This window comes from Kitasatospora sp. NPDC002965, assembly GCF_040611255.1.
Lineage (GTDB): Bacteria > Actinomycetota > Actinomycetes > Streptomycetales > Streptomycetaceae > Kitasatospora.
In genome coordinates, this window is sequence record NZ_JBEXNT010000066.1 from 1 (window position 1) to 18035 (window position 18035).

The window sequence follows — 18035 nt, forward strand, 5'->3', positions numbered from 1 at the left end:
CTTTCACACCGGCCCTCCGGGCGCTTCGTTCTTTCGTGTTTCCAGCTTACCAGACGTTTTCCGCTCCGTTTTCCGGAGTTTCATTCATCCGATTTGCTTTCCCGCTTGTCCCCGCTCTTTCGCGGCGACTCCGGAACTGTACGGGGATCGGCCCGTCACATGCAAATCGCCCCCGTCCGGCGGTCCGGACGGGGGCGATCGCGGTGCTCAGCGGACCTCGGTGATCTCCGGGCCGCGGGCGAACGGGTCGAGCGAGGTGCCGGTGTAGCGGGTGTCGCCCTCACCGGCGCCCGTGACCGCGCCGCCGCCGTCGGCGACCATCTGCGCGTCCTCGGGCAGCTTCAGCACGATCGGGTCGCGGGGTGCCATCGGGCCCTCGCCGCGGACGACGACGGTCTGCCGGAAGACCTGCTCCAGGATGCCGCCCACCTCGGGCTGCACCGCGGCCTGGCCGGAGATCACGCCGCGCAGGAACCAGCGCGGTCCGTCACAGCCGACGAAGCGCACCAGCTGGACACCCTGCGTGCCGTCCGGCAGCTGGACGGGGACCTGTGCGCGGAGGTGCCAGCCCAGCGGGCCCTCCTCCTCCTCGACCACGCCGCCCTGCGAGGTGATGCCGGTGGCGATCTCCTCGCGGACCTCGCCCCAGATGCCCTCGGACTTGGGGGCCGCGAAGGCCTGGAGCTGGATGGCGCTGTTGCCGAGGACGAGCGTGGCGGCGACGATCGACTCGCCGGCCACCTCGACCCGGAGCTCCATGCCCTCGACACCGGGGACCAGCAGGCCCCCGAGGTCCACCCGGCCCTCTTCGGGATCCTCCAGCTCGGAGTGGTCCCACGGCCCCTCCGGACGCGGGGCCGGCGGCAGCCCGACGCGGTCCGTCGGATCCAGGTCGGTCACGTTCTCGCTCTCGGCGGAACCTTCGACGTCATCGGCCGTCTCGTCGGCGCTGATGGCGTCGTCGGCGAGCTGCTCGACAGCGTCCTCGCTCTTCTGGCGACGACGGAACACGGTCACTGTCCTTCCCGGTCCAAGACCGATGCGAATACCTGCTCGGCTTCCTGCGAGGCCGCGGGCAGCCTAGACCGCGGCGTGGCCGCCGGTCGACCCGAACCCGCCCTCGGCGCGTGCCGACCCCGGCAGCTCGGCCACCTCGTGGAAGCGGGCCTTCTCGACCTGCTGGATGACCAGCTGGGCGATCCGGTCCCCTCGGCGGAAGCTGACCCCCTCGCGCGGGTCCAGATTGACGACGATCACCTTGATCTCTCCACGGTACCCGGCATCGACCGTCCCTGGGGCGTTCACCAGAGCAACACCGCAACGAGCTGCCAGGCCGGACCGGGGGTGAACGAACGCCGCGTAACCGTCGGGCAGCGCAATGGCGACACCGGTGGGAAGCACGGCCCGCTCGCCGGGGGCCAACTCCGCGTCGACGGTGGTCCGCAGGTCGGCTCCCGCGTCGCCGGGCTGCGCGTACGCGGGCAGCGGCAGCTCGGCGTCGATCCGCCGGATCAGGACGTCCAGGGGCGGGCGGGGGGTGCTGGTCAAGGGTTCACCTCAAAGGCTCGGGCGCGCTGCATCAGGTCAGGGTCGTCGAGGACCTTCTCGATGTCCTCCGGACGACCGTGCTTGGTGAAGTGTTCCAGCTTCACCTGGATGAAGAGTGCCTGCGCGCGCACGGCGACCGGTCCGTCCGGTCCGCCGATCCGGCCCTCGGCGGCGCTGTAGACCTTCCGCCCGTGGACGCCGGTGACCCAGGCGCGGAGGTGCAGCCGGGTGTCCACCGGTACCGGGGCGAGGAAGTCGGTCTCCAGCCGGCCGGTGACGCCGGGGGCGTGCAGCAGCCAGTTGAGCGAGCCGAGGATCTCGTCCATGGCGGTGGTCAGCAGGCCGCCGTGGGCCAGACCCGGGCCGCCCTGGTGCTCGGAACGGACGGTGAACTCGCCGGTGACGTCCAGGCCCTCGCCGGCCACCGCGTCGATCCGCAGGCCCGTGGGGTGCCGGGGGCCGCAGCCGAAGCAGTGTTCGTAGTGCGAGCCGAGCCGGGTGCCCGGGGCGGGGGCCTCCGGGGCGCGCTCGGGGAGGACGGCCTCCGGCGGCGGCGTGGTCGACGACCGCGGCACGGCCGGCGCCGACGGGACGGAGGGCGAGGTGGGGGCTATCGAACCGGTCACGCCGCCCCACCCTACCGACCGGTAGGCGGGCCGGGACCGGGGGTGCCGTCCAGGGCCGGCCGTTGCGGCGCCCACAATGGGGGCATGTACGACGAACGCCTCACCGCGCCGCGCTCCTGGTGGTTGTTCCCGGTCGCGATCGGCCTCACGCTCGCGCTGACCCTGCTGCGAATCAGCGCGGTGGGCGCGCTGGTCGGACTGGTGGTCGGCATCGCCGCAGGTGCGGCCGCGATCAGCAGTTACGGCTCGGCCCGGATCCGGGTGGTCCAGGGCTCCCTGGTGGCCGGCCCGGCCCGGATCCCGGTGGACGCCCTCGGCGCCGCCCACCCGCTCAGCCCGGCCGAGGCCGTGGCCTGGCGCGGGCCGAAGGCCGATCCCCGGGCGTTCATGCTGCTGCGCAGCTACGTTCCGACGGCGCTGCGGGTCGAGGTGACCGATCCGGCCGACCCGACGCCGTACCTCTACCTGTCGACCCGCTCCCCGATGAAGCTGGCCGAGGCCCTGGACGAGGCCCGCCGGGGCGCCCGCGCCTGACCGGGGCCGCAGCGGGGCCGCAGCGGGGGCGGGCCCGCCGAGCGGACCCCGCCGGGGCGCGGACAACAGAAAAACGGAGAGGGACGGTTCCGCCTTCGCGGGACCGTCCCTCTGTATCTCCGTATGACCGTATGACTGGTGCGTCCGCCACGGCGACCGCCGGAGCTGCCGTCCGGCCCCGCTGCCCGGGGCCGGAAGGGGCGTTGTACCGGTCTCGCTGAAATCGCGAGGCCCGAGTCATGGCCGCCCTGGTCCTCAGGCGCCGCAGTCCCGGCAGATCGGGTTGCCGTTCTTCTCGCTGTACAGCTGGCTGCGGTGGTGGACCAGGAAGCAGCTCATGCAGGTGAACTCGTCGGCCTGCCGAGGCAGCACCCTGACGGAGAGCTCCTCGTTCGAGAGGTCCGCGCCGGGGAGCTCCATGCCCTCGGCAGCTTCGAACTCGTCGACGTCGACAGAGCTTCCGCCCTTGTCGTTCCGCCGAGCCTTGAGCTCCTCGATGCTGTCCTCGTTGAGCTCGTCATCGGTCTTGCGTGGGGTGTCGTAGTCGGTAGCCATATTTCGCTCTCCCCCTCCGGGTTGTGCGGTGTGTGCGGTATCTCCAGCGCACGTAACGCATGGGGGGTCGGTCTTGTGCCCGACCCGAGGCGGAGATTTTGCCTTACTTCAAGCCCTGTTACTCAATCGACACTCAGCCGGGGGTCCGTTGGGGTGATCGACTCGGGTGCGAGGGGCCTCACGCTGGGCCATCGCCAAGCCGCCGGAACGCCCGCGCGGCGGACACGGAGAGTGATCAAAAGCCCGTGCGGCGCCCGCGAATTCCCTTGCCCACCAGGGACGCGGGTCAATCCTCCGCGCCGGAGTCGATCATCGATCCGCTCACGGAAAGCGATCGGCGACGCCGCGGGCATGATCACGCTCCGAGGTCGGCCCGCATCGCGCAGCGACACGGTGTGAGCTTGGTCACGTTCTGAATCTTCCCGGGCAAAACGTGGAAAATCCGCCCAACCGGAGCGACCCGGTCCGTGACCTTCCGGCCCCCGAGTTCGTGTCCGGCACACTGCCCTCCGGGCGGTCCGGAGGCCGCGCGGAGGGCCGTTCCCCGCTCCCGTCGGACCCCGGCCGCTCCGGCCGGGGGGTGGGCGCGGGCGCCGGCTACTTGGCGGCCTGGCGGGCCGCCCGGCGGGCCTGCAGCGCGGCCTGCCGCTCGTCGAACTTGGTCGCCTGGGCGTCCAGCCCGGCGAGGAAGAGGCCGAGCTCCTCCTGGGCCCGCGCGCCCTCCGGACCGAGACCGCCCACCTCCATGACCTTGAGGTGGCGCAGCACCGGCTGCAGCACGTCGTCGAGGTGGATCCGCAGGTTGTAGACGCCGCCGATGGCGATCTGGGCGGCGGCACGCTCGAAGCCGGGGATCCCGTGGCCCGGCATCCGGAAGTCGGTCACCACGTCGGCGATGGCCCGCATGGCCTGGTCGGGGGCGATCTCCAGGGCGGCCTTCAGCAGGTTCCGGTAGAAGACCATGTGCAGGTTCTCGTCGTTGGCGATCTTCGCGAGCAGCTGCTCGCAGAGCGGGTCGCCGGCGAAGTGGCCGGTGTTGCGGTGCGAGATGCGGGTCGCGAGCTCCTGGAAGGCCACGTAGGCGACCGACTGCAGCATGCTGTGCGCGTTGTCGGACTCGAAGCCCTCCGACATGTGCGACATCCGGGCCCGCTCCAGCTCGACCGGGTCGACGGCCCGGGTGGTGAGCAGGTAGTCACGGATCGCTATCCCGTGCCGGCCCTCCTCCGCGGTCCAGCGGTGCACCCAGGCACCCCACGCGCCCTCGCGGCCGAACATGGTCGCGATCTCGTGGTGGTAGCTCGGGAGGTTGTCCTCGGTGAGCAGGTTGACCACCAGCGCGACCCGGCCGAGCGGGGTCACCTTGGACTGGCCGAGCTCCCAGGCCTCGCCGCCGAGGACGCCGTCGAAGTCCCGGCCCTGGCTCCACGGGACGAACTCGTGGGGCATCCACTCCTTGGCGACCTTCAGGTGGCGGTCGAGTTCCTTCTCGACGACCTCTTCGAGGGCCAGGATCAGCCGGGCGTCGGTCCAGGTGCTCGAACCGAGCGAGGCGCTGCGCTGCACGGGGGCGATGGTCACGAGTCTGACTCCTGGGGGACGGGCACGCGCGGGACGGGCGCGTTGGGACGGGCGCGTCGGATACGCACTTACGGTTGCGTAGGTTACGACACCGTAAGTTGCTCGGGCCGGAAAAGACAAGCCGCCCCCGCCAGGGCTTATGTCTTCTTGACAGCCTGACGGGGGCGGCTAGCGGTCGGGGCGCGGAGGCCGGGCGGCACGGACGGCCGGTACGGACCACGGAGGGGCCAGGAGGGCCCTGACGGGGCCGGGAGGGCCCTCGGACGCTCCCGGCGCGCCCGGTGGTGCGGCTCAGACGCCGGGGATGCGCACGCGCATCGTGAGGCCGCCGCCGGAACGCGGGGTGGCCTCGATGGTGCCGTGGTGCGCGCGGACCACCGAGCGGACGATCGAGAGTCCGAGGCCGACGCCCTTGTCGCTGCGGGTCCGGTCGGCCCCCTTCACCCGGCGGAACGGTTCGAAGATGTGCTCCAGCTCGTACCCGGGGACGACCGGGCCGGTGTTGGAGACCACGAGCTCGCCGCCGCCGGGCACCGGGGCGGTGGTGATCTCGACCCACCCGCCGGCGGAGTTGTAGCGGACGGCGTTCTGCAGCAGGTTGAGCGCGATCCGCTCCAGCAGCACCCCGTTCCCGGCGACCGTCGCCGGGTGGAGCGTGGCGCGCAGCTCGACCTCGCGGTTGCCTGCCTCGGCCCGGGTCTGCTCCAGCGCCCTGGTGGCCACCTCGGAGAATTCCACCGGACGGCGGTCGGTCAGCTCGTTGTCGCTGCGGGCGAGCAGCAGGAGGCCCTCCACCAACTGCTCGCTGCGCTCGTTGGTGGCGAGCAGGGTCTTGCCGAGCTGCTGGAGGTCGTTCGAGGCGTCGGGGTCGGAGAGCTGGACCTCCAGCAGGGTCCGGTTGATCGCCAGCGGGGTGCGCAGCTCGTGCGAGGCGTTGGCGACGAAGCGTCGCTGGGAGTCGAAGGAGTGGTCGAGGCGGTCGAGCATGTCGTCGAAGGTGTCGGCCAGTTCCTTGAGCTCGTCGTCCGGCCCGTCCAGCTCGATCCGCCGGTGCAGGTCGGAGGAGGCGACCTCGCGGGCGGTGCGGGTGATCCGGCCCAGCGGGCGCAGCACCCGGCCGGCCATCGCGTAGCCGGCCGCGAAGGCGATCACGGCGAGGCAGACCAGCACGGTGAGGGACTTGCGCAGCAGGGTGTTGAGGGCCGCGCTGGAGGCGGCCTCGTGCCGCTTCACGAGGAACTGGTTGAACTGCTCGGGGGTCATCACCACGCCGTTGACGGTGGTGCCCTTCTCGAAGATGAAGGGCGGCGGCGCGACGTCGTGCAGGGCCTGGCGGAGGAAGAAGTACATGAGCATCAGCAGGACCACGCCGGCCATCAGGAACATCCCGCCGTAGAGCAGGGTGAGCCGGATCCGGATGGTGGGGCGGAACGGCAGCCAGGCGAGCATGCCGTCGCCGGGCACGTAGGTGTCCTGCGGCTGGTGCAACCGGGGGGCGCGCGGCGGGTGCACGGGCTTCGGCGGCACGGCCCTGGGTCCTGCGGCGCGCCCGCCGGCGGGCGCGCCGGAGGGCCCGCCGGCCGTGGGCGGGGTGGTCATGATGGTCCTCTCGGAGCGTCCGCCGGGGCGGCGGGCGCGATGGGGCCGGCCGCGGGGGCCGGTACGGTCAGATCCGGTAGCCGGAGCCCGGCACGGTGACGATCACCGGCGGGTCGCCGAGCTTGCGGCGCAGCGTCATCACGGTGACGCGCACGACGTTGGTGAACGGGTCGGTGTGCTCGTCCCAGGCCTTTTCGAGCAGCTGCTCGGCGGAGACGACGGCTCCGCCGGCCCGCATCAGGACCTCCAGGACGGCGAACTCCTTGGGGGCCAGCTGGACGGGCCGCCCGTCACGGATCACCTCGCGGCGGCCGGGGTCGACCGAGATGCCGGCCCGTTCCAGGACGGGGGGCAGCGGGACGGTCGCACGGCGGCCCAGCGCCCGGACCCGGGCGACGAGTTCGCTGAAGGCGAACGGCTTCGGAAGGTAGTCGTCCGCTCCGATCTCCAGCCCTTCGACGCGGTCGCTGATGTCACCGGAGGCGGTCAGCATGATCACCCTGGTGGCCAGGCCCTGGTCGACCACGCTGCGGCAGACGTCGTCACCGTGGACCAGCGGAAGGTCCCGGTCGAGCACGACCACGTCGTAGTCGTTGACCGCGATGCGCTGGAGCGCGGCCTCCCCGTCGTACACCACGTCGACGGCCATCGCCTCGCGGCGCAGACCTGTGGCGACTGCCTCGGCGAGCAGCTGCTCGTCCTCGACGACGAGAACCCGCACGGTCGTTGTCCCTTCTCCAGGCCGGCCCCGGAAAAGCGGACGCACGGCTCCGACGGTGCCCCCCATCCTGCCTGGTCCTGCGGTAAAGCAGCGATAAGCTGCCCCGGAGGCAGCGGCGGCCGGCCGCCGGGCAACGGTCCGGTGACGGTTCGGGTGTCCACCACTCCGATTGGACTGTGACGCGGGCAACTTTCTCGCGTGGGGAGGTTTCCCCGTCCCGGGGGCGGGGAGGACAGCTGCACACCCGCGATCTGGCTGTAGGCCGATCGCACCCACCCGCCGTGCGTTCATCCGCGCCGGCCCTGGGGCTGGGGCGTCACGGGAGCGGCCGAGGGCCGTCTCCGCGCCCGACCGGAGACTTCACTGCCCGGCTCGGACGCTTCCGCTGGCCACCACGACCTCGGGGCGGGGGACGCACGACCGTGCACGTCCGACACAGTAAGGGGGCCCGTATGGACGCCTTCACCGCCGGAATCCTGCAGCGCATCGCCAACGCCGAGCAGGATCTGCACCGCGCGATCGAGGCCGGGGACGAATTCCTGGCCGAGGTGGAACAGTCCGAGCTGGACGACCTCCGCCGGCTCGCCGCCGAACACGGCGTGGACACGGTGCTGGAACGGCACCGCACCGCCGCCTGACCGACCACCGACCCGACGCCGGTTCCCCGGCACCAGCGGCCCTGAGGGGGTCGTGCGAAAACCCAGGCCCTGGCATCCCCCGTATGCCAGGGCTCTTCGCTGTCCCGGCACGGCCGCGGGCCCGGCCGGAGCGGGCGCGGCACGCGCTCCCTGGCCGGCCGCGCCCGGGAGCGGGTCAGTCGGCCCAGGCCCGCAGGGCGGCGAGGCGCTCCTGGAGCGGCTCGTAGACGCCGGGCGCGGCGGCCACCGTCAGCGCTCCGTCCGGCCCGTGGCCGGGTCGGCCGCCGACCAGCGCACCGGCCTCGGCGGCGATCAGGCAGCCGGCGGCCCGGTCCCAGGGGGCCAGCCCGCGCTCGTAGTAGCCGTCCAGCCGGCCGGCGGCGACGTCACAGAGGTCCACCGCGGCGGCGCCGCCCCGGCGGATGTCGCGCACCTCGGGCATCAGGGCCAGCAGCACCTCGGCCTGCCGGACCCGGACCGGCTGGACGTAGTTGAAGCCGGTGGCGATCAGGGCCTGGCCCCACGGGGGCGCCGGACGGGCCACGATCGGCCGGCCGTCCAGCTGCGCGCCGCGGCCCAGCACGGCCTGGAACAGCTCGCCCCGGGCCGGTGCGAGGACCACGCCGACCACCGCCCGCCCGTCCAGCTCGGCGGCCACGCTGACCGCCCAGGACGGCAGTCCGTAGAGGTAGTTCACGGTGCCGTCGAGCGGGTCGACGACCCAGCGCACGCCGCTGGTGCCGGCCCGCTCGGCGCCCTCCTCGCCCAGGTAGCCGTCCCTGGGGCGGCGTTCGGCGATCAGCTCCAGGACGAGCTTCTCGGAGGCCAGGTCCATCTCGGTGACCACGTCGACCGGGCTGCTCTTGGTCCCGGCCACGCCCAGGTCGGCGGGCCGGCCGTCGAGCAGCAGGGCGCCCGCCCGCCGGGCGGCGTCCAGGGCGACGTCGAGCAGCTCGTCGAGCAGGGCCGGGTCGGGCGCGGCGGTTCCGGGAACGGCGGGGCTGGTCACGAAGGTCTCCTCGGAGGGGTCAGCGCTCGGCGGCGGCCGGGCGGGGGGCGCGCGGGTTGGGGCAGCAGGCGACCGCGCAGACGTCGTGGCCGGGGCCGAGCGTGCCGAGGGCGCGGCGGGTCACCGGCTCGCCGCGCTCGGCGGCGGCCCGCTCCAGGACGAGTTCGCGGACGGCCGCGGTGAACCGGGGGTCGGCGCCGACGGTGGCGGCCCGGGCGACCGGCAGGCCGAGTTCGGCGGCCTTGGCCGTCGCCTCGGTGTCGAGGTCGTACTTGACCTCCATGTGGTCGGAGACGAAGCCGATCGGGACCATCACCACGGCCGGGTCGCCCTCGGCGTGCCGGGCCTCCAGGTGGTCGCAGATGTCCGGTTCCAGCCACGGGGTGTGCGGGGCGCCGCTGCGGCTCTGGAAGACCAGGTCCCAGGGCCGGTCCCGGACGCCGGTCCGCTCGGCGACGGCGGTGGCGACCAGCCGGGCCACGTCCAGGTGCTGGGCGACGTACGCGCCGCCGGGGCGACCGCGGGCCGGGTCGTCCGGGGCGCCGGAGCTCTCGGCCATGGTGTCCGGGATCGAGTGGGTGGTGAACGCCAGCCGGGCGCCGTCCCGGACGTCCTCGGGGAGCCGGGTCAGGGCGTCCAGGGTGGCGTCGATCATCGGCTCGACGAAGCCGGGGTGGTTGTAGAAGTGGCGCAGCATGTCGACGGCCGGCACGGGCAGGCCCTCGGCCGCGAGCTCGGCCAGCGCGTCGGCGAGGTTCTCCCGGTACTGGCGGCAGCCGGAGTACCCGGCGTAGGCGCTGGTGGCGAGGACGGCGATCCGGCGGTGCCCGTCGGCGACCGCCTCGCGCAGGGTGTCGACCAGGTAGGGCGCCCAGTTCCGGTTGCCCCAGTAGACCGGCAGGCCGAGGCCGTGCTCGGCGAAGTCCTTGCGCAGCGCGGCCAGCAGCTCGCGGTTCTGCTCGTTGATCGGACTCACGCCGCCGAACAGGAAGTAGTGCTTGCCCACCTCCCGCAGGCGTTCCTTCGGGATGCCGCGGCCCCGGGTGACGTTCTCCAGGAACGGGACGACGTCCTCGGGGGCCTCGGGCCCGCCGAAGGAGAGCAGCAGCAGCGCGTCGTACGGGGCGGCGCCGGTGAGGGAGGTGTTGCGCGCGTCGGACATGGCACCGATCCTGCCACTGCGGGACGGACCGCCCGGGGCGGGGCCGCCCCGGGTGCCCGGAAAAATCCAGTTTGCCAAGGTTCGTAGGCTGTCCTTACCGGTCTCGTTCCTTACCCCCCTGCGGAGCTCCCGTGCTGTCCAGCTACCGCCAGATCTTCGCCGCACCCGGCAGTCTGGCCTTCTCGTCCACCGGATTCATAGCCCGGCTGCCGATCTCCATGACGGGGATCGGCATCGTCACGATGCTCTCCGAACTCAGAGGCTCCTTCGGCGTGGCCGGCCTCGTGTCGGCCACGATGGCGGTGTCCGCGGCCGTCCTGGGGCCACAGGTCTCCCGGCTGGTGGACCGGCACGGACAGCGCCGGATCCTGATGCCCGCCACCGCGATCACCGTCGCCGCCGCCGTCGGGCTGCTGATCTGCGCGCGGCTGGGGGCTCCGGTCTGGACGCTCTTCGTGTTCGCGGCCGGGATGGGCGTGATGCCGAGCGCCGGGGCGATGGTCCGGGCCCGCTGGGCGCACCTGTACCGGGACCAGGCGCCGCGGCTGCACACCGCGTACTCGTTCGAGGCGGTGGTCGACGAGGTCTGCTTCATCGTGGGCCCGATCCTCGCCGTGACCCTGGCCACCTCCGTGTTCCCGGAGGCGGGCGTGCTGCTCGCCGGGGTCTTCCTCGCGGTGGGCGTGGTGCTGTTCGCCGCCCAGCGGAGCACCGAGCCGCCCGTCCACCCCTCCGCCCGGCACACCGGCACGCCGGTGATCCGCAACCGCGGCCTCCAGGTGCTGATCCTGACCTTCGTGGCGACCGGCGCGATCTTCGGCTCGGTCGAGGTGGTCACCGTCGCCTACGCGAAGGCGCAGGGGCACACGGCGATCTCCAGCGTGATCCTGGCGCTCTGGGCCTTCGGCTCCTGCCTGGCCGGGGTGGTGTTCGGGACGCTGAAGCTGACCGGCTCCATGGCCGGCCGCTTCCTCGGCGGGGTGGTGTTCATGGCGGTCAGCATGGTGCCGCTGCTGCTGATCGCCGAGTCGGTGAGCGGGGTCGGCGGACTGGTGGCGGTCGGCGGCGCGCTGCTGATCGCGGGCATCGCCATCTCCCCCACCCTGATCACCGCGATGGCGCTGGTCGAGCGCCTGGTCCCGCCGGCCCAGCTGACCGAGGGCATGACCTGGACGACCACGGGGCTCGCCCTCGGTGTCGCGACCGGCTCCTCGGCCGGCGGCTGGGTGGTCGACGCGGCCGGGGCGGCCGCCGGATACTGGGTGCCGTTGACCGCCGGGGCGTTCGGCGTGGTCGCCGCGCTGATCGGGACGGGGCGGCTGCGGACCGGCTTGGCCGCGCTGGAGGCCACGCCGCCCGCCGCCAAGACCGTAGACCTCGAACGGTGAGCTGACTTACCCTCCTCCCTACCCGTGGGCTACCCGCGGGTAGGGACCCAGGTGCGCCGACGCCGCTCGGCCACGGAGCAGGAGGCGCCGCAATGCCCCAGGCCAGGACCGCAGCCCGTACCCGCTGGACCAACTGGGCGGGCAACCAGAGCGCCCACCCGGCCCGGGCGGTCACCCCCGGGACGGCGGAGGAACTGGCCAAGGAGATCCTGCGCGCCGCCGACGGGGGCCGGACGGTCAAGGCGGTCGGCTCCGGCCACTCCTTCACCTCGATCGCCTCCGCCGGGGACGGCGTCCTGGTCCGCCCGCACGCGATGACCGCCGTCCGGGGCGTCGACCGGGAGAACGGCACGGTCACCGTCGAGGCCGGGCTCCCGCTGCACCGGCTCAACCGGGTGCTCGCCGCCGCCGGCCTCTCGCTCACCAACATGGGCGACATCGAGGTGCAGACCGCGGCCGGCGCCACCAGTACCGGCACCCACGGCACCGGCCGGGACTCCGCCTCGCTCGCCGCCCAGCTCCGCGGGCTGGAGATCGTGCTCGCCGACGGCAGCATCCGGCAGTGCTCCCCCACCGAGAACGCGCGGCTCTTCGAGGGCGCCCGGCTCGGCCTCGGCGCGCTCGGTGTGATCACCGCGCTCACCTTCGCGGTGGAACCGGCCTTCCTCCTCACCGCCCACGAGCAGCCGATGGGCTTCGACGAGGTACTGGAGCGGCTGGACGACCTGACCGCCGTCAACGAGCACTTCGAGTTCTACTGGTTCCCGCACACGTCCCGCTGCTCGACCAAGCGGAACAACCGCAGCCAGGGGCCGGCCGCACCGCTGCCCCGGTTCAAGGAGTGGCTGGAGGACGACTTCCTCTCCAACACCGTCTGGGAGGGGGCCTGCCGGGTCGGCCGCCGGTTCCCCGCCGCGGTGCCCACCATCGCCGCGGTGGCCAGCCGCGCCTGGTCGGACCGGAGCTACACCGACACCGCGTACCGGGTGTTCACCAGCCCCCGCACGGTCCGGTTCACCGAGATGGAGTACGCGGTGCCGCGTGAGGCGGTCGGCGACGTCCTGCGCGAGCTGAGGGCGATGGTCGAACGGTCGGACTGGCGGATCAGCTTCCCGGTCGAGGTGCGGTTCGCGCCCGCCGACGACCTCTGGCTCTCCACCGCCCACGGCCGGGACACCGCCTACATCGCCGTCCACCTCTACCGGGGCACCGCCGAACAGGGCTACTTCACGGCCGTCGAACAGCTCATGACCGCCCACCGGGGGCGGCCGCACTGGGGCAAGCTGCACACCCGGGACGCCGAGTACCTCGCCGGGGCCTACCCCCGGTTCGCGGACTTCACCGCGCTGCGGGACGAGGTCGACCCGGACCGCCGGTTCGGCAACGACCACCTCCGCCGGGTGCTGGGGGCCTAGCCGCTTCCCCGCCCGACCCGCCCGACCCGCCCGAACTGCCCGACCCGCCTGCCTCGGCCCTCTCGGCCGGCCCTACTGACCCGACCCGCCCGGCTGCTGCTGCGGATCCGGAGCCGCCGGGTTGGTGGCCGCCGGCGGGACGACCGCGGTACCCGGGGCCGGGGGCTTCGGCGTCGCACCGCCGGACGGACCGGCGGAGGCCCCGCCCCCGGACGGCGCGGACGACTCGCCGGAGGGACGGGCGGAGGGCGTCGCGCCCGGACTCCCGCCCGGGTCCGGCGTGGAGCCGGCCGAGGGGGACGCGGTGGCGCCGGACGTCCCGGTGCCCGCGCCCGGACTCGTTCCCGGGCTCGGGCGTTCCGAGGCGCCGCCGCCCTTGCCCGCCGAGGGCGAGGCCCCCGGTCCGCCGGTCGCACCGGGAGACGGCACGGGCGAGGGGACGGAGGAGGGTCCGCCACCCGACGGCCCGCCGTCCGACGGGGCCGGTGGCTTCCGCTCGACCGTGCCGCCCAGCGAGGTGCCGGTACCCGACCCGCCCTTCACCGTCGCGGACACCGGCTGCCCGGTGGCGAGCTCGAACGCGAGTATCGGCACCATCGCGAGCGTGAAGACCAGCGCGGAGACCGTCGCGTACGACTTCCACGTCCAGCGCCGACGCGCCCGGACCGTGCGCGGGGCGTTCCACTCCGCGGAGGGCGGCTCGGAAGACCGGGTCGAGGACGGGGTGGTGGAGACCCCCGGCACCGGTTGCGGTCCGGTCGCCTGCCGCAGCCCGTTCGCCAACTGGCCCGGCGCGGCGGTGCGGTCCACCGCCTCCCGCAGCTGTTCGCCGGTCCTTTTGAAAACGTGCTGGAACACCGCACCGCCGGTGGTCGCGCCGACACTCACCACGGCCGCGCCCAGAATGGTTCCGTAGACCCCGAGTTCGGACGCGAGCAGCGCCCCCACCACCGTGGCCAGCGCACTCGCCACGACCTGAGCCACACTCAGATCAATTCGCCTGCGACCTTCCTTGCCGTCCTCCCCGGCGGGCTTCTCCTGCGGCATCGACATCCCTCAAGTCAGTACGACTGTCTTTCGAACAAGTCACTCCATCTTGCCCAAAGAAGGACACAAGGGTCGAAAATGCGGTTCTGTGCGGGAGATATATGTGAAGATGATCACCGTTCACCGGGTGATCCTCGGCCATTGAGGTCGTGCGCTCTTGAGATTCCCGTGAATCGCGGGAGACTTGAGCGGCGAGCCGCCCCTCTGGTTGCCACGAATGGAGTACTGTTCGTAAAGCCTGAGCCTTGGGTCGACTTGTCGACTACCCATCAACAGGGAAGCCGACAAGGAGCCACGGTGCAGACACGCACGGCGACGCCCGTCCCGGATCGTCGCGTTCACTGCGCGTGCGAGAACGGCCGGGACACCCAGGCGCGACGTCGACGGATGGCGTGGCAAAAAGGCAACCGTGCCACAGCGGCGTGACCGGGCGTAAGCCCGACACGCCGGGGAACTCAGCAAGGTTGTGGCCAGTCGCGAGCGGGCAGGCCACACTCAGTACGGGAGCAGCGACGCAGGTGACGTCGGCAGGCACCACCCGGGAGGTAACCGTGCCCGAACTGCGGGTTGTGGCCGTCAGCAACGACGGCACACGGCTGGTGCTCAAGGCCGCCGACAGCACGGAGTACACCCTTCCCATCGACGAGCGGCTTCGTGCCGCCATCCGTGGTGACCGTCCGCGTCTCGGCCAGATCGAGATCGAGGTGGAGAGCCACCTCCGTCCTCGGGACATCCAGGCCCGGATACGAGCCGGTGCCTCCGCCGAGGAGGTCGCGCAGGCGGCCGGCATCTCCGTCGACCGCGTCCGACGCTTCGAGGGTCCCGTCCTGGCCGAGCGCGCCTTCATGGCCGAGCGGGCCCGGAAGACCGCGATCCGCCGGCACGGCGAGTCCTCCGGCCCCCAGCTGGGCGAGGCGGTGGCCGAGCGGCTGGCGCTGCGCGGCGCGGAGAAGGACACCGAGCGCTGGGACTCCTGGCGCCGCGACGACGGTACGTGGGAGGTCATCCTCTCCTACCGGGCCGACGGCGAGGGCCGCAGCGCGGCCTGGACGTACGACCCGCCCCGGCGCCTGGTGCAGCCCAACGACGACGAGGCCCGCGCGCTGATCGGCGAGAACGTCGAGCGCGAGGAGGAGTCGGTCTTCCCGTTCATCCCGCGGATCGCCCGGCTCCCCCACGACCGGCCGCTGCGGCCGATGATCGACCGTCCCTCCGCGGACCGGATCATGTCGTCCCGCGAGGTGCGCGAGTCCCGCGAGGCGACGGCCGAGGCCAGGGACTCGCTGACCAGCCTGCTGGACGTCGTCCCGGCGTTCCGGGGCGACCTCGCCGTGGGCGCCCCGCCGCCGGTCGAGCCGATGCCCGCCGAGGTCGCCGAGGAGGCCGAGGAACCGGCGGCCGCCGCTCCGGCGGTCGGCGCGGGCTCCGCGTACGCGGACATCCTGATGCCGCGCGCGGTCGCGCCGCACCGGGAGCGACTGGTCGGCACCACCGACCGGCAGGCCGAGGCGGACGGCGTCCGGCCCGGGCGCCGGGCCACCGTGCCGAGCTGGGACGAGATCGTCTTCGGCAGCCGGCGCAAGAAGCAGGAGTGACACCGGGCACGACGGTGTGACGAAGGGGCGGGAGGCCGTGGCCTCCCGCCCCTTCGTCACACCGTCACCCGTCACCCGTCACGGGTGGCGTCGGCCGGGCCCGGGATCAGCCCGGCTGGTCGGTGACCGCGACCGGCCGGGTCTCGTCACCGGACCACTCGCTCCAGGAGCCCGGGTAGAGGGTGGCCGGCAGGCCGGCCACCGCCAGCGCCAGGATCTGGTGCGCGGCGGTCACCCCGGAGCCGCAGTAGACGGCCGTCCCCCGCTCCCCCGCTCCCAGCGCCCGGAACCGGGCGGCGAGTTCGGCGGGCGCCAGGAAGCGGCCGTCCGGGCCGACGTTCTCGGTGGTCGGCGCCGAGACCGCACCCGGGATGTGCCCGGCACGCGGGTCGATCGGCTCGGTCTCGCCGCGGTAGCGCTCCCCCGCCCGGGCGTCCAGCAGCAGACCCTCACGGGCCCAGACGGCGGCGCCGTCCGCGTCGACCGTCGGCAACTGCCCCGGGACCGGCTTGAAGTCGCCCTCCCCGGCGGGCGGTGCCTCGGTGGTCACCGGCAGGCCGGCCTCCTGCCAGGCCGCGAAACCGCCGTCCAGGACGCGGACGTCCGGGTGGCCGGCCCAGCGCAGCAGCCACCAGGCGCGGGCCGCGGCCAGCGAGGTCGCGCCGTCGTACAGCACCACCGGGCGGTCGGCGCTGACGCCGAAGCCCCGCAGGGCGGCGCCGAACGCCTCCGGGTCGGGCAACGGGTGACGGCCACCGCGGCCGGGCGGGCCGGCCGGGGCGGCGAGATCCGTGTCCAGGGACACGAAGTGGGCGCCGGGCAGGTGGCCCGCCGAGTAGTCGTCGATGCCGGGCGGGCCGCCGAGCTGCCAGCGCACGTCGAGCAGAACCGGCGGGTGCGCGGAGTCGAGCGCCGCCCGCAGGTCGGTCACCGAGACCAGCGGGGAATCATCGTGATGGGTCGTCATGGCGGCCATTCTGGCGCAGCGCGACCTGGCCGGCGCTCTTTGTCCGGTCTTTGCCGGACTTTCCGCGCGGCCCGAGGGTTCGATGCACGCCACGGTGGAAGCATCACCCTCACTGCGCCGTTTCGTGCGCCTACCGCCCGTGAGGAGACTGTCATGCCCGCGGTGACACTCCGGCTGGCCCAGGGCACCCCGTGCTGGGTCAGCCTGATGACCGACGACCTGCCCGGCTCCCGGGCGTTCTACGGCGAACTGCTCGGCTGGGACTTCGCGCCGGGCCCCGGCCCGCTCGGCGAGTACGTCCGGGCCCGGCTCGGCGGGGAGTCGGTGGCCGGCCTCGGGGAGTCCTCGGTGACGGGCTTCCCCGTGCAGTGGACCACGTACTTCGCGGTGGACGACGCCGACCGGGCGACCCAGTCGGTGCGGGAGTGCGGCGGGACGGTCGCGGTCGGGCCGCTGCAGGCCGAGCGGGCCGGGCGGCTGGCGATCGCCTCCGACGTCTCCGGCGCGGTCTTCGGGCTCTGGCAGGGCGAGGAGCACCCGGGCCGGGAGACCGGACCCGAGCCGGGCGGCCCGGCCTGGGCGGAACTGCTCACCCCGGACGCGGACGGGGCGGCGGCCTTCTACCGTGCGGTGCTCGGGGTGTCGGCGGCGGCGGCCGAGGGCGGGTCGGCGCTGCTGGTGGGCGGCCGGCCGGTGGCCGGGATCCGCCGCGGCGACGAGCTGCGCGGCCACCCGCCGCGCTGGCGGTCCCATTTCGCCGTGCAGGACGTCGACTTGACGGCCCGCCGGGCGGCGGAGCTGGGCGGCCGGGTGCTGGTCCCGCCGCAGGAGACGGTGCGCGGCCGGGCGGCCCGGCTGGCCGACCCGCGTGGCGGGCACTTCTCGGTGCTCGAAGCCCGGGCCTGACCTGACCCGACCCGGGGCCTGACGTGACCTGACCGCGAACCTGTCGGTCCGTGCACCTCAGAGCGTGGGCTGCTGCTCCTCGAAGGGGAGGACGTCCGGGGAGAGGACGGAGGCCCGGGCGGTGGCGGCGGTGAGCCGGCGGCGGTGGTGGCGGCGGCAGAGCACCTCGTAGCCGACCTCGTCGTCGCGGACCGAGATGTCGCCGATCACGACCTGGGCGCCCTCGACCACCATCACGCCGCCGACGGTCCGGGCGTTGTGGGTGGCGCGGGCACCGCACCAGCAGAGCGCCTCGACCTGGAGCACCTCGACCCGGTCGGCCAGCTCGATCAGCCGCTGCGACCCGGGGAAGAGCCGGGTGCGGAAGTCGGTGGTGATGCCGAACGTGTAGACGTCGATGTCGAGTTCGTCGACCACCCGGGCGAGCTGGTCGACCTGCTCGGCGGCGAAGAACTGGGCCTCGTCACAGATCAGGTAGTCGACCCGACCGCCGGCCGAGAGCCGCTGCACGACGTGCGCGTGGAAGTCGAAGCCGTCGGCCACCTCGACCGCGTCGGCGCGCAGGCCGAGGCGGCTGGAGATGGTGGCCTTTCCGGCCCGGTCGTTACGGGTGAGGATGATCCCCTGCCGACCGCGGGCGGCGTGGTTGTGGTCCATCTGGAGCGCGAGCGTCGACTTGCCGCAGTCCATCGTGCCCGAGAAGAACACCAGTTCAGCCATGGGTGGTGCAGAGGCCTTTCGGAT

At 73.3% G+C, this 18035-nt stretch carries 18 protein-coding genes; 6 read left to right on the forward strand and 12 right to left on the reverse strand.

Going from position 1 to position 18035, the window contains the following annotated elements; genetic code table 11:
• Window positions 1–207: 207 nt before the first annotated feature.
• The 3 genes from ABZY91_RS24015 to ABZY91_RS24025 all read right to left on the reverse strand — a co-directional run bounded on the left by ABZY91_RS24015 (window position 208) and on the right by ABZY91_RS24025 (window position 2123).
• Window positions 208–1011: a DUF3710 domain-containing protein gene (locus ABZY91_RS24015; RefSeq protein WP_329882675.1), complete on the reverse strand. Its 804-nt coding sequence runs from the start codon at window positions 1009–1011 to the stop codon at window positions 208–210.
• A gap of 69 nt (window positions 1012–1080) precedes the next feature.
• The gene (gene dut, locus ABZY91_RS24020; protein WP_329882674.1) at window positions 1081–1548 is read right to left on the reverse strand and encodes a dUTP diphosphatase; all 468 of its coding nucleotides are present in this window, start codon (window positions 1546–1548) and stop codon (window positions 1081–1083) included.
• A complete protein-coding gene (locus ABZY91_RS24025) occupies window positions 1545–2123 on the reverse strand; it encodes a PaaI family thioesterase (protein ID WP_329950060.1) in 579 nt (192 codons plus the stop codon). Before ABZY91_RS24025 ends, dut begins: the two co-directional genes overlap by 4 nt.
• A gap of 135 nt (window positions 2124–2258) precedes the next feature.
• On the opposite strand from ABZY91_RS24025, the gene ABZY91_RS24030 reads away from it, so the two are divergent.
• Window positions 2259–2708 (forward strand): DUF3093 domain-containing protein, encoded by a 450-nt coding sequence (locus ABZY91_RS24030; protein WP_329882673.1) that lies wholly within the window; start codon window positions 2259–2261, stop codon window positions 2706–2708.
• Window positions 2709–2963: 255 nt separating this feature from the next.
• Here ABZY91_RS24030 and ABZY91_RS24035 read toward each other — a convergent pair whose 3' ends face one another.
• From ABZY91_RS24035 to ABZY91_RS24050, 4 genes are all read right to left on the reverse strand, one after another.
• Window positions 2964–3263, reverse strand: coding sequence for a DUF4193 domain-containing protein (locus tag ABZY91_RS24035; protein ID WP_327681335.1), 300 nt, complete (start codon window positions 3261–3263; stop codon window positions 2964–2966).
• Between the two features lie 597 nt (window positions 3264–3860).
• Window positions 3861–4844 carry an acyl-ACP desaturase gene (locus ABZY91_RS24040; RefSeq protein WP_355405185.1) on the reverse strand — a complete coding sequence of 328 codons (984 nt, stop codon included), beginning with the start codon at window positions 4842–4844 and terminating at the stop codon, window positions 3861–3863.
• A gap of 291 nt (window positions 4845–5135) precedes the next feature.
• On the reverse strand, window positions 5136–6293 hold the full coding sequence (locus ABZY91_RS24045; protein ID WP_329882684.1) for a HAMP domain-containing sensor histidine kinase: 1158 nt from the start codon (window positions 6291–6293) through the stop codon (window positions 5136–5138).
• A 217-nt stretch (window positions 6294–6510) separates the two neighbouring features.
• Window positions 6511–7164, reverse strand: a complete 654-nt coding sequence (locus ABZY91_RS24050) for a response regulator transcription factor (RefSeq protein WP_329489897.1) — start codon at window positions 7162–7164, stop codon at window positions 6511–6513.
• Window positions 7165–7616: 452 nt separating this feature from the next.
• Between ABZY91_RS24050 and ABZY91_RS24055 the strand changes: the two genes are divergently transcribed.
• The gene (locus ABZY91_RS24055) at window positions 7617–7802 is read left to right on the forward strand and encodes a hypothetical protein (protein WP_030301315.1); all 186 of its coding nucleotides are present in this window, start codon (window positions 7617–7619) and stop codon (window positions 7800–7802) included.
• Between the two features lie 175 nt (window positions 7803–7977).
• Here the strand turns inward: ABZY91_RS24055 and ABZY91_RS24060 are convergent, their stop codons facing one another.
• Together ABZY91_RS24060 and ABZY91_RS24065 are read right to left on the reverse strand one after the other, a co-directional pair.
• Window positions 7978–8811: an inositol monophosphatase family protein gene (locus ABZY91_RS24060; RefSeq protein WP_355405187.1), complete on the reverse strand. Its 834-nt coding sequence runs from the start codon at window positions 8809–8811 to the stop codon at window positions 7978–7980.
• Window positions 8812–8830: 19 nt separating this feature from the next.
• The gene (locus ABZY91_RS24065; RefSeq protein ID WP_355405189.1) at window positions 8831–9973 is read right to left on the reverse strand and encodes a ferrochelatase; all 1143 of its coding nucleotides are present in this window, start codon (window positions 9971–9973) and stop codon (window positions 8831–8833) included.
• 131 nt (window positions 9974–10104) lie between these two features.
• Here ABZY91_RS24065 and ABZY91_RS24070 point away from each other — a divergent pair, with 131 nt between their 5' ends.
• Together ABZY91_RS24070 and ABZY91_RS24075 are read left to right on the forward strand one after the other, a co-directional pair.
• The gene (locus tag ABZY91_RS24070) at window positions 10105–11361 is read left to right on the forward strand and encodes an MFS transporter (protein WP_355405191.1); all 1257 of its coding nucleotides are present in this window, start codon (window positions 10105–10107) and stop codon (window positions 11359–11361) included.
• 92 nt (window positions 11362–11453) lie between these two features.
• Window positions 11454–12776 (forward strand): D-arabinono-1,4-lactone oxidase, encoded by a 1323-nt coding sequence (locus ABZY91_RS24075; protein WP_355405192.1) that lies wholly within the window; start codon window positions 11454–11456, stop codon window positions 12774–12776.
• Between the two features lie 72 nt (window positions 12777–12848).
• Here the strand turns inward: ABZY91_RS24075 and ABZY91_RS24080 are convergent, their stop codons facing one another.
• Window positions 12849–13829 (reverse strand): hypothetical protein, encoded by a 981-nt coding sequence (locus tag ABZY91_RS24080; protein ID WP_355405193.1) that lies wholly within the window; start codon window positions 13827–13829, stop codon window positions 12849–12851.
• A 512-nt stretch (window positions 13830–14341) separates the two neighbouring features.
• On the opposite strand from ABZY91_RS24080, the gene sepH reads away from it, so the two are divergent.
• Window positions 14342–15418: a septation protein SepH gene (gene sepH / locus ABZY91_RS24085; RefSeq protein ID WP_329882666.1), complete on the forward strand. Its 1077-nt coding sequence runs from the start codon at window positions 14342–14344 to the stop codon at window positions 15416–15418.
• 106 nt (window positions 15419–15524) lie between these two features.
• Here sepH and ABZY91_RS24090 read toward each other — a convergent pair whose 3' ends face one another.
• Window positions 15525–16385, reverse strand: coding sequence for a sulfurtransferase (locus ABZY91_RS24090; RefSeq protein ID WP_355405194.1), 861 nt, complete (start codon window positions 16383–16385; stop codon window positions 15525–15527).
• A 153-nt stretch (window positions 16386–16538) separates the two neighbouring features.
• Between ABZY91_RS24090 and ABZY91_RS24095 the strand changes: the two genes are divergently transcribed.
• On the forward strand, window positions 16539–17291 hold the full coding sequence (locus ABZY91_RS24095) for a VOC family protein (RefSeq protein ID WP_355405195.1): 753 nt from the start codon (window positions 16539–16541) through the stop codon (window positions 17289–17291).
• A 57-nt stretch (window positions 17292–17348) separates the two neighbouring features.
• Here ABZY91_RS24095 and ABZY91_RS24100 read toward each other — a convergent pair whose 3' ends face one another.
• Entirely contained in the window at window positions 17349–18011 is a 663-nt protein-coding gene (locus ABZY91_RS24100) for a thymidine kinase (protein WP_329882663.1), read from the reverse strand.
• Window positions 18012–18035 lie beyond the last annotated feature (24 nt).

Coding starts and splice junctions, on each gene's coding strand:
- ABZY91_RS24030 (WP_329882673.1), top strand. CDS start 2,259: ATGTACGACGAACGCCTCACCGCGCCGCGCTCCTGGTGGTTGTTCCCG.
- ABZY91_RS24035 (WP_327681335.1), bottom strand. CDS start 3,263: ATGGCTACCGACTACGACACCCCACGCAAGACCGATGACGAGCTCAAC.
- ABZY91_RS24045 (WP_329882684.1), bottom strand. CDS start 6,293: ATGCTCGCCTGGCTGCCGTTCCGCCCCACCATCCGGATCCGGCTCACC.
- ABZY91_RS24055 (WP_030301315.1), top strand. CDS start 7,617: ATGGACGCCTTCACCGCCGGAATCCTGCAGCGCATCGCCAACGCCGAG.
- ABZY91_RS24065 (WP_355405189.1), bottom strand. CDS start 9,973: ATGTCCGACGCGCGCAACACCTCCCTCACCGGCGCCGCCCCGTACGAC.
- ABZY91_RS24075 (WP_355405192.1), top strand. CDS start 11,454: ATGCCCCAGGCCAGGACCGCAGCCCGTACCCGCTGGACCAACTGGGCG.
- ABZY91_RS24080 (WP_355405193.1), bottom strand. CDS start 13,829: ATGTCGATGCCGCAGGAGAAGCCCGCCGGGGAGGACGGCAAGGAAGGT.
- ABZY91_RS24090 (WP_355405194.1), bottom strand. CDS start 16,385: ATGACGACCCATCACGATGATTCCCCGCTGGTCTCGGTGACCGACCTG.
- ABZY91_RS24095 (WP_355405195.1), top strand. CDS start 16,539: ATGCCCGCGGTGACACTCCGGCTGGCCCAGGGCACCCCGTGCTGGGTC.
- ABZY91_RS24100 (WP_329882663.1), bottom strand. CDS start 18,011: ATGGCTGAACTGGTGTTCTTCTCGGGCACGATGGACTGCGGCAAGTCG.